This window comes from Nitrosomonas sp. (genome assembly GCF_040240425.1).
Taxonomy (GTDB): Bacteria; Pseudomonadota; Gammaproteobacteria; order Burkholderiales; family Nitrosomonadaceae; genus Nitrosomonas.
Window position 1 is genome coordinate 39,525 of sequence record NZ_QPHG01000022.1, and the last position, 8,863, is coordinate 48,387.

General features: G+C 46.2%; 8 protein-coding genes. 5 read left to right on the forward strand and 3 right to left on the reverse strand.

Annotated features, from left to right (window positions below; translation table 11 throughout):
* The first annotated feature begins 2 nt into the window (after positions 1–2).
* From kdpC to DU481_RS09970, 4 genes are all read left to right on the forward strand, one after another.
* Positions 3–578 carry a potassium-transporting ATPase subunit KdpC gene (kdpC, locus tag DU481_RS09955; protein WP_350134164.1) on the forward strand — a complete coding sequence of 192 codons (576 nt, stop codon included), beginning with the start codon at positions 3–5 and terminating at the stop codon, positions 576–578.
* Positions 578–3,247: a DUF4118 domain-containing protein gene (locus DU481_RS09960; protein ID WP_350134154.1), complete on the forward strand. Its 2,670-nt coding sequence runs from the start codon at positions 578–580 to the stop codon at positions 3,245–3,247. Before kdpC ends, DU481_RS09960 begins: the two co-directional genes overlap by 1 nt.
* Positions 3,244–3,927, forward strand: coding sequence for a response regulator (locus DU481_RS09965; protein WP_090321557.1), 684 nt, complete (start codon positions 3,244–3,246; stop codon positions 3,925–3,927). Before DU481_RS09960 ends, DU481_RS09965 begins: the two co-directional genes overlap by 4 nt.
* 146 nt (positions 3,928–4,073) lie before the next feature.
* Positions 4,074–5,735, forward strand: coding sequence for a hypothetical protein (locus DU481_RS09970; RefSeq protein ID WP_350134156.1), 1,662 nt, complete (start codon positions 4,074–4,076; stop codon positions 5,733–5,735).
* 42 nt (positions 5,736–5,777) lie between these two features.
* Here DU481_RS09970 and DU481_RS09975 read toward each other — a convergent pair whose 3' ends face one another.
* The gene (locus DU481_RS09975) at positions 5,778–6,323 is read right to left on the reverse strand and encodes a hypothetical protein (RefSeq protein ID WP_350134158.1); all 546 of its coding nucleotides are present in this window, start codon (positions 6,321–6,323) and stop codon (positions 5,778–5,780) included.
* A 640-nt stretch (positions 6,324–6,963) separates the two neighbouring features.
* Here DU481_RS09975 and DU481_RS09980 point away from each other — a divergent pair.
* Positions 6,964–8,061 carry a porin gene (locus tag DU481_RS09980; RefSeq protein ID WP_350134160.1) on the forward strand — a complete coding sequence of 366 codons (1,098 nt, stop codon included), beginning with the start codon at positions 6,964–6,966 and terminating at the stop codon, positions 8,059–8,061.
* 182 nt (positions 8,062–8,243) lie between these two features.
* Here the strand turns inward: DU481_RS09980 and DU481_RS09985 are convergent, their stop codons facing one another.
* Positions 8,244–8,624 carry a VOC family protein gene (locus DU481_RS09985; protein WP_502889940.1) on the reverse strand — a complete coding sequence of 127 codons (381 nt, stop codon included), beginning with the start codon at positions 8,622–8,624 and terminating at the stop codon, positions 8,244–8,246.
* A partial coding sequence (locus DU481_RS09990) for an integrase core domain-containing protein (protein ID WP_350134162.1) occupies positions 8,621–8,863 on the reverse strand: 243 nt, incomplete at its 5' end. The genes DU481_RS09985 and DU481_RS09990, both read right to left, overlap by 4 nt.

An 8,863-nucleotide genomic window follows, 5' to 3' on the forward strand; every position in this document is an offset into this window, starting at 1 on the left:
TGATGAAAAATCTGATTCGCCCAGCCATTACGCTATTTATTTTAATATCACTCGTCACTGGCTTACTCTATCCACTTGCAGTTACCGGTATTGCGCAAATCGCTTTCCCCGAGCAAGCCGCTGGCAGTTTGCTTAAGCGAGGTGATGAAATTATCGGTTCCACTCTTATTGGGCAAAGCTTTTCTGGGTCTACTTACTTTTGGAGTCGGCCTTCTGCAACTTCTCCCATGCCATACAACGCGTCAAATTCAGGTGGTTCAAATCTGGGGCCAACCAATCCGGCATTGATAGAGGCGGTCAATGAGCGTATTAAAAATCTGCGTGCAAATCACCCAGAAAAAGAGGAAAAAATCCCGACCGATCTCGTGACTGCGTCAGCAAGTGGCCTGGATTCCCATATTTCACCCGCTGCAGCGTATTACCAAGTCGAACGCGTTGCAGCAGCTCGCAACACCGATACGGCGATAGTCAAATCACTGGTTGATCGATCGATTGAAACGCCACAGTGGGGTCTATTGGGCGATTCGCGTGTCAATGTCCTACGCCTTAACTTAGCCCTGGATGCATTGGAAAAATAATGAATGAAGAGCGCCCTGATCCCGATCAATTGCTAGCGGAAATAAAAAGAGAAGAAATTGCTGCACAGCGAGGTAAATTAAAAATCTTCATCGGTGCTTGTGCCGGAGTGGGTAAAACATACGCTATGCTCAATGCTGCGCAGCAACGGATAGCTGAGGGAATCGATGTTGTTATCGGAGTGGTTGAGACTCATGGGCGAAGTGAAACCATTAAGCTTTTGGAAAAATTCCCGGAAGTATTGCCATTACGCAAAATTAATTACCGGGGAAAATCACTTGCCGAGTTAGATATTGATACTGCATTACAACGGACGCCGCAGTTAATCATCGTCGATGAACTGGCACACACTAACATCGAGGGCTCAAGGCATGTGAAACGCTGGCAGGATGTTGATGAGCTATTAGTGAATGGAATCAATGTTTATACCACACTGAACGTTCAACACCTTGAGAGTTTGAATGATGTGGTTGGCGGTATTACCGGCATCCGCATCTGGGAAACAATTCCAGATCGCTTTTTTGATAGCGCCGATGAGGTGACATTAGTTGATCTGCCACCGGACGAATTATTGGAACGGCTCAAAGAAGGCAAAGTTTATATACCTGAGCAAGTTGAGCATGCGGCCAAAAATTTCTTTCGTAAAGGCAATCTGATTGCATTGCGCGAACTCGCTTTGAGGCGCACGGCTGATCGTGTTGATTTACAGATGCGCGCCTATCGTGCCGATCATGCAATCGCTAATGTTTGGCAGGCACGTGAACGTATTATTGCCTGTATCGGGCCCGGCTCGATTGGTGACAAACTGGTGCGCAGCGCCGCTCGCTTGGCGAATGAACTGAAAGCCGACTGGCTAGCAGTATATGTTGAAACACCAGCACTTCAACGTTTATCTAAGGCTGATCGGCAACGCATTCTTGATCACCTCAAGCTCGCTGAAGAACTCGGTGCAGAAACAGCTACGCTCGCTGGCAGTGATTTAATTGCCACATTGATTGCTTATTCACAAAGCCGAAATGCCAATAAACTTGTCGTCGGCCATCCTACAGATCTGCCGTGGTATCAACAATGGCATCCGCGTTTTATCGATACACTTGCTCGATTCTCCCCTGATATTGATATCTATGTCGTAGGTAACGATAAACCCTCTCAGATTAGGAGCCGGGTAATTAACATGGGCACAATGAAATGGTGGAACTATGCTTGGGCCACAGCCGCTTGCGGAGTAACGACTATATTGGCTGCAGGATTGTTGCGCATATTTGACTTATCAAATGTTGTCATGTTGCTCTTGTTGACGGTTGTGGGTGTTTCAATCAGATTCGGTCGAGGGGCTGGTGCATGGGCAGCAGCATTGTCAGTCTTATTGTTCGATTTTTTCTTTGTACCTCCGCGATTCTCATTTGTTGTTTCCGATGTGCAGTATTTTTTCACTTTCACCCTGATGCTATTGATCGCTCTCATCATCGGACAGCTTGCGGCAAAACTGCGATTTGAAGCAACCACTGCCAATATACGCGAACGACGTGCGCAAGCATTAGCAGCTCTTTCCAAAGAGTTGTCCGGTGCATTAACCGTTGAGCAAGTAGTCGAGATTGCAAATCGGCATGTAAGCGGAACATTTAATTCATCAGTGGCGGTATTTCTTCCCAGTAGCCAAGAAAAAATCAAAGTAGCTGGTACCTCATCTTCTCAACCGATAGCTGATACTGCTGTTGCGCAATGGGTCTACGATCACCAATTGCCCGCTGGCTTTGGTACACAGACGCTGTCTGCAGCTGTTTCTCACTACTTGCCCTTGAAAGCCCCAATGCGTACTCGCGGAGTACTCGTTTTGGAAGCAAAAAATTTACTTTTCCTAGATGAACCGGAGGAAAAGCGCTTACTTGATACCTTCGCAGCACAAATTGCATTGGCCTTGGAACGAGTTCACTATGTCGAGGTCGCGCAGGATGCCTTAGTTTTAATGGAAGGAGAACGGCTGCGTAATTCACTGCTTTCAGCGATCTCACATGATTTGCGTACTCCACTGACTGCTTTGGTAGGATTGGCCAGTACACTTACCGATAGCAATTTACCAGAAAACTCCCAAAAGGAACTTGCCATTGCTATCCAGAACGAAGCACAGCAAATGTCTGATCTGGTCACCAATCTGCTCGATATGGCACGATTACAAACTGGTGGCGTGAAGCTGAAAAAGGATTGGCAGTCGATAGAGGAAATCGTCGGCAGCGCATGCATGCAACTGCATCGCGTGCTTGCCACACATAAACTGGTTATCTCAATTCCTCCCAACTTGCCCCTATGTGAGTGTGATCCGATTTTAATCCAACGAGTCATTGTCAATTTATTGAGCAACGCCGCCAAGTTTACATCCGCTGGCAGCATAATCACAATTTCTGCGGCTGCTGAAAATAATGAAATGGCTATTGTGATCGAAGATAACGGGCCTGGCTTGCCTCGCGGCCAAGAAACCAGGCTATTCGATAAATTCACGCGCGGGGAAACCGAATCGAACAAGCCGGGTGTTGGTCTGGGGCTGGCGCTCTGTAAAGCGATCATAGAAGCTCACGACGGAAAAATTTTCGCAGAAAATTGCATCGATAGTGGAGCCCGTTTCACGATAAAACTACCATTGGGTATTGCTCCAATGCCGGAAGAACTTCTGTGAAAGCGCCTCGCATTTTGATTATCGAAGATGAAAATCAGATTCGTCGGTTCGTACGTATAGCTCTGGAAGCAGAAAATTTTGATGTCATCGAAGCGGATAGCGGTACGCGGGGTTTAATTGAAGCCTCCACTAGGCAACCTGATCTTGTCATTGTTGATCTTGGTTTACCTGATCTCGAAGGAAAAGAAGTCATTCGGCAAATTCGTGGTTGGTCGGAAATGCCTATTGTCGTGTTGTCTGCCCGCGATCGCGAAGAGGAAAAAGTTGCCGCTCTTGACATAGGAGCTGATGATTATTTGACCAAACCTTTCGGCATGCCGGAACTAATCGCACGAATCCGAGCCCATTTACGACGACGTCAATCGAATGAAAATCAGGGTGATCCTATAGTGCACTTTGGCGACGTAATTGTTGACCTTGCAGCTCATGCAGTAACCCGTTCCGGTGTTGATGTCCATCTCACACCGATTGAATACCGATTACTACTTTCTCTCATCAATGTGCGTGGACGTGTAGTGACACATAACCAGCTCATGCTCGCGGTGTGGGGGCCAAATTACTCAGAACGCTCACATTATCTACGTGTCTATATGGGGCACTTGCGACAAAAATTAGAGCATAATCCGGCTCAACCTGAATTTCTGCTTACTGAACTCGGGGTAGGTTATCGGTTAGTATAAGACAATAGTCTCCGAACCATTTTCAGCTTAATTCAATTGCCTATTATTAACTATAGAGCCCCAATCAATAATGGTTTGAAAGTCCCATCGATTCTCCCGCGATGATACTCGAGTTAGATTTTCTCAACTTTTTATAAACTAGATCCATGATGACCAATACCACTTCAGATCATACTGTCCGTAATTTTCGCGAGGTGCTTTTCTGGCCGGTGCAAATGATGCCGCTTGCGGGTGCCAGAAACGCACAACCTCACTGGGAATTGTTGGCACAGGGCGGCAAAGACAACCCATGGCGCAGGCTGGAGGACAGATTTCAAGCGGATGGGCTTGATTTTGATGAACGGCACTACAAGGAATTCGTTACCTTCTTGCCCTATGTTCAGCGCTTTATCTATGGCGAAACCCGCAGTCGTATGTCCGATAATGCGTCCGATCTACCCGGCGGTTCGGCAATCAAAATATTCCGAAGATGTGGGGTTTCCGCCTTGCGACTGATTCTGCGCGAGGGCGAAGAACCCATCACGCTGAATGTAGAGCATATCGAACTCTGGTTTTTCGATGACATCAGCGTAGCTTTTCTCAAGGTGGAATTATCCGCCACCGATCTACCGTTCACCTGGGTATGCGACTTGCTGTACCGTTTTGGCCGCGCCTACCCTACAGGCTGGGATGAAAACGGCCATGGCAAGCATAATGTCCACCGAGCTGAGTGGCTGTCAGCAGATGGTGCAGTTCTCGCCGTGTCAGATTCAGATAACCACAAAAAATTTCTCTCCTACACCCGAGAGCGTCGTTCACCAGGTATTTCAGAACACTGGGATTTTCTCCTGCGCCCCTTGGTGCTGGATCCATCGAAGGAAACCGGCATCCTGCGCTACCGCCAGATCGAATACCACCGAATGCCATTGATGGCCTTCCTGGCAGTGGACAATCCGCGCGGCATAGATCGGGAAAACTGGTTGCACCTCGGCCTGGTCGCCACCCTTCCTCCCGATGAGGCGTTGCCAACGTATGATCCAGACGTGGCCGAGTTCGAGTCACGCTACTGCTATGACCGCTTTTGGACCGACACCGAGACAGGCCCCAACACACGTTTCCTCTGCACCGGTCGCGCCTTCCTGGTCGTTGGAGATGCGCATGACGATTATTTCCATGATAAGGCACGTGGCATCCTGGCCCAGTTCCGTCACCAGTATGTTTTGTTGTTTTTGATTACACATTTCCATCGTGCTTCGCTATTGGTATTTTCCAACCGCATAGCAGATGCGGTGCATGACCTGGATATTCGCGAACCGCAATCTATAAATCGTTTCCGGCGCAGGATTTACGCCGGTTTCGAAGCTTTCTTGCGCTTCACCCATCGTTACTGGTATCACGAGCTTTCCGAAAGATCCCACGTACAGTCGCTCTACCGCTTGTGCAGCAAACATCTGAGCAATGATTCCCTGTACCAGGAGGTGAAAGAAGATCTGCGGGACATGAGCCAGTATCTCGACAGCAACACGCAGCGCCAGCAATCCACCACAATCGTCCGCCTCACCGTGGTGACCACGTTCAGCATGATCGGGACAGTGGCTACTGGCCTGCTCGGCATGAATCTCATTGCTGAGGCCGACGCACCCATCTCCACTCGCCTGACTTATTTCTTAGTCACCACGCTGATTACGGCACTACTTATGTTGTTGGCCATTCTCAAGTCAAAGCAGCTCTCGAGTGTAATGGACACACTGGCTGATGACCAGAAAAGCTTGCGCACCCGCCTGGCCGGACTGGGCAAGGCATGGCAGCGCAACCCTCCCAAGCCTTGAATGATCAATGTTCTGCTACCTTTAGGCGTCATCTGCTTATTACTACTTTAAGAAACTCGGAGAAAGTTGATTCGCGGATTCCACGGACCGCTTCGGTGGAATTGCCCGACATACTTGCCGATATTGTACTAAGGTTATTTTCTTAATAATGTTTCCATACTGTTTCCATTTTTTTCTTCTCTGTGTCTCACAAGTAACACCGCAGGTTATGGGTCTTCCGTGAGCCATGATGTGGCGGATATGATTGACTTGGTGCTCTGTTCCACATATTGGGCAGTAATGTAAATAAGAATCCTTGCTGCCTCTCCTGTTCACGCCCGAAGAGATACTCTCGATCTTCGCTGCATGCGCGGTGGAAAGAATAGCGGACAATACTTCGTCATATCGAGTGTCATCGGACGTAACTTCCAATCGCATATGATCTTCACGCTGGGCAATGCGAGTCCCACAGTACCAGTCACCGAGTTCAGCGATACATGTGCAATGTGGCACCTGAGCAATTACCAATTTATTTGCACCCGCGATAAAAACCATTTTACGTATTGCCGGCATATCCGATGCACCTATTACGATTGTGATGCGTTTCATGCTATTACTCCTTCTCTAACAATTTCACGAAAACACAAAACAAATGTTAGAAGAGACAGCATAAAAACGTTGTAAATTACTAGCTACTGCCTGCAAAGAATTCGTATATAAATAGTCGGTTCTGAGAAATGTCTCAGACTCACATGAATACTGTGTTTTAGGCAATAATCCAACCTTTTAAACCCCTGAAGATATAATATCGGCATTAAAGCCTGAAGAAAATTAAAGGAACTCCAGATGGCGACTGACGATTTTTTCGTCCCTGGCTCGATAAAATACAATAAAAAAAGAACCTTCTATTTTCGGATTACATATCTATTTATTGTTGATCTAGGAAAAATCAGATCAATGATTCTTTTTACTCCGCCATTTATATAGCGGTATTGCTTCCTTTCTACATTTCCGCTGCTAACATTTAGACCTCAGAAATTTTGAAGTAGCAAAAGCCGCGACCATTCCTTCAATCGAAGTGTCCATCCAACGCACTGGGCGTATATAAAATCCGCGACAAATTTTACGGATTTTTTATAGTTACACGTTATCTATTTACAGCATTTTTATATTTTTCACTCTATATTCAATTACTTGAATAACTAATTAGCCTCCAAAGGAATATTCGATGGAAGCTTAGAAGATAGAGATGAAAAGTATTGTGTTGGTTGCTTGTCTGCTGACAAGCGCAAGTGCTTTCCCGCAAGATAGCAACAAAATTATAATTAATGCCCCCTCTTCTCCATTAACCTTTGGAGCCTATGCTGAAACTTATTATAGCTACGATTTCAATAATCTAATAGATAACACCAAGCCTTCGTTTATCTATAGCTTCAACAAAAATAACGAAGTTTCGGTAAATTTGGCTTCTATAAAGGGGTCATACACAACCGACAGCATCAGGGCCAATCTTGCTTTGGCAGTAGGTACTTACATGAATGCCAATTATGCGGCTGAGCCCGGTATATTAGGAAATCTCTACGAAGGCAATGCTGGAATAAAGTTACCTGGAGGAAATAACCTGTGGCTGGATGTCGGTGTCTTCCCTTCGCATATCGGCTTTGAAAGTGCGGTGGGAAAAGACAATTGGACTTTAACTCGAAGCTTGGTAGCTGAGAACACGCCATATTTTGAATCCGGTGCCAAAATCAGTTACACCTCTGACAATGACAAATGGTTTTTAAGTGCACTAGTTCTGAATGGTTGGCAGCACATCAAACCAGTGGATGGAAATACTATTCCTGCATTCGGGACCCAGATTACTTATAAGCCTTCTCCAAGAGTAACCTTGAATAGCAGCACTTTTCTCGGCAGTGACAAGACTGACAGTGCGAGGCAAATGCGCTATTTTCATAATTTCTACGCTATTTTTAAATTGAATGATACGCTCTCCACCACTATCGGTTTTGATATTGGCATCGAGCAAAGGACCAAAGACTCCTCAAATATGAATACTTGGTTCAATCCTACAATGATTTTGAGATATACACCCACAATAAAAACTGCTGTTGCAATCAGGGCGGAATATTACGATGACAAACACGGTGTGATCATCGCTTCAGATACTTCCAACGGGTTTAAGACATGGGGTGTCTCCGCCAATTTTGATTACAACATCACCAGCAATTTACTGTGGAGAATTGAAGCAAGAACGTTGCGGAGTAAAGGCGATATTTTCATTGCAAAAGATGGTTTCGCAAGTGACGCCAATACGTTTATTACTACATCATTAGCCGCCAGCTTCTGAAGAAATTGTCTACAGACTTGGGAATAAAACTCCAGTTGAGCATTTGCAAACCAATAATGGATTAGCAATTGCCATAATGCTCCCCACTATAACAAATCTATCCGATGACGAATTAATCATTACGAAAAGCCTTAAACGCAAAGAAACAATCGCTCGGAATTAGGCTAATGGCCTCAATATGTTTATATCCTGGACCGATTCGACTTACCTGATCGTTTCGCGATGGAGTGTTCTTTCTTCAATTGAATCAGATCCCAAAGATTCCCGTAAAGATCCTCGAACACCGCGACCACCCCATAGCCCTCTTCCTTGGGTGGCCTGATGAACGTGATGCCTCTGGCGATCATGCGATAGTAGTCCCTCCAGAAATCGTCGGTATTAAGGAACAGGAAGACTCGTCCGCCCGCTTGATTCCCGATGAACGGCAATTGCTCCGGCTTGGATGCCCTGGCGAGCAATAAAGTGGTTCCCGCGGAGCCAGGCGGCGAGACGACTACCCAGCGCTTGTCCTGTTCCGGCAGGTAAGTATCCTCGACAAGAACGAAATCTGTAAGAAATCTCAGAGTTGTTTACAGAGAAGTTGATTGAAATAAGCGTTGAGTATTTCATAAGGGGTTGCATTATTCAAACTCTTATGAGGCTTAACGGTATTGTAGAAGTTAATGAAACGGAGAAGCTGAATGCGTCGATCGGCGCAGTCTTTAAAGTGAATCTTGCTGTGCCACATATCCATCAGTGTGCGGATAACCCGCTCAGCTTTACCGTTGGTCTGCGGACGATTGACACGAGTAAACTTCTGACC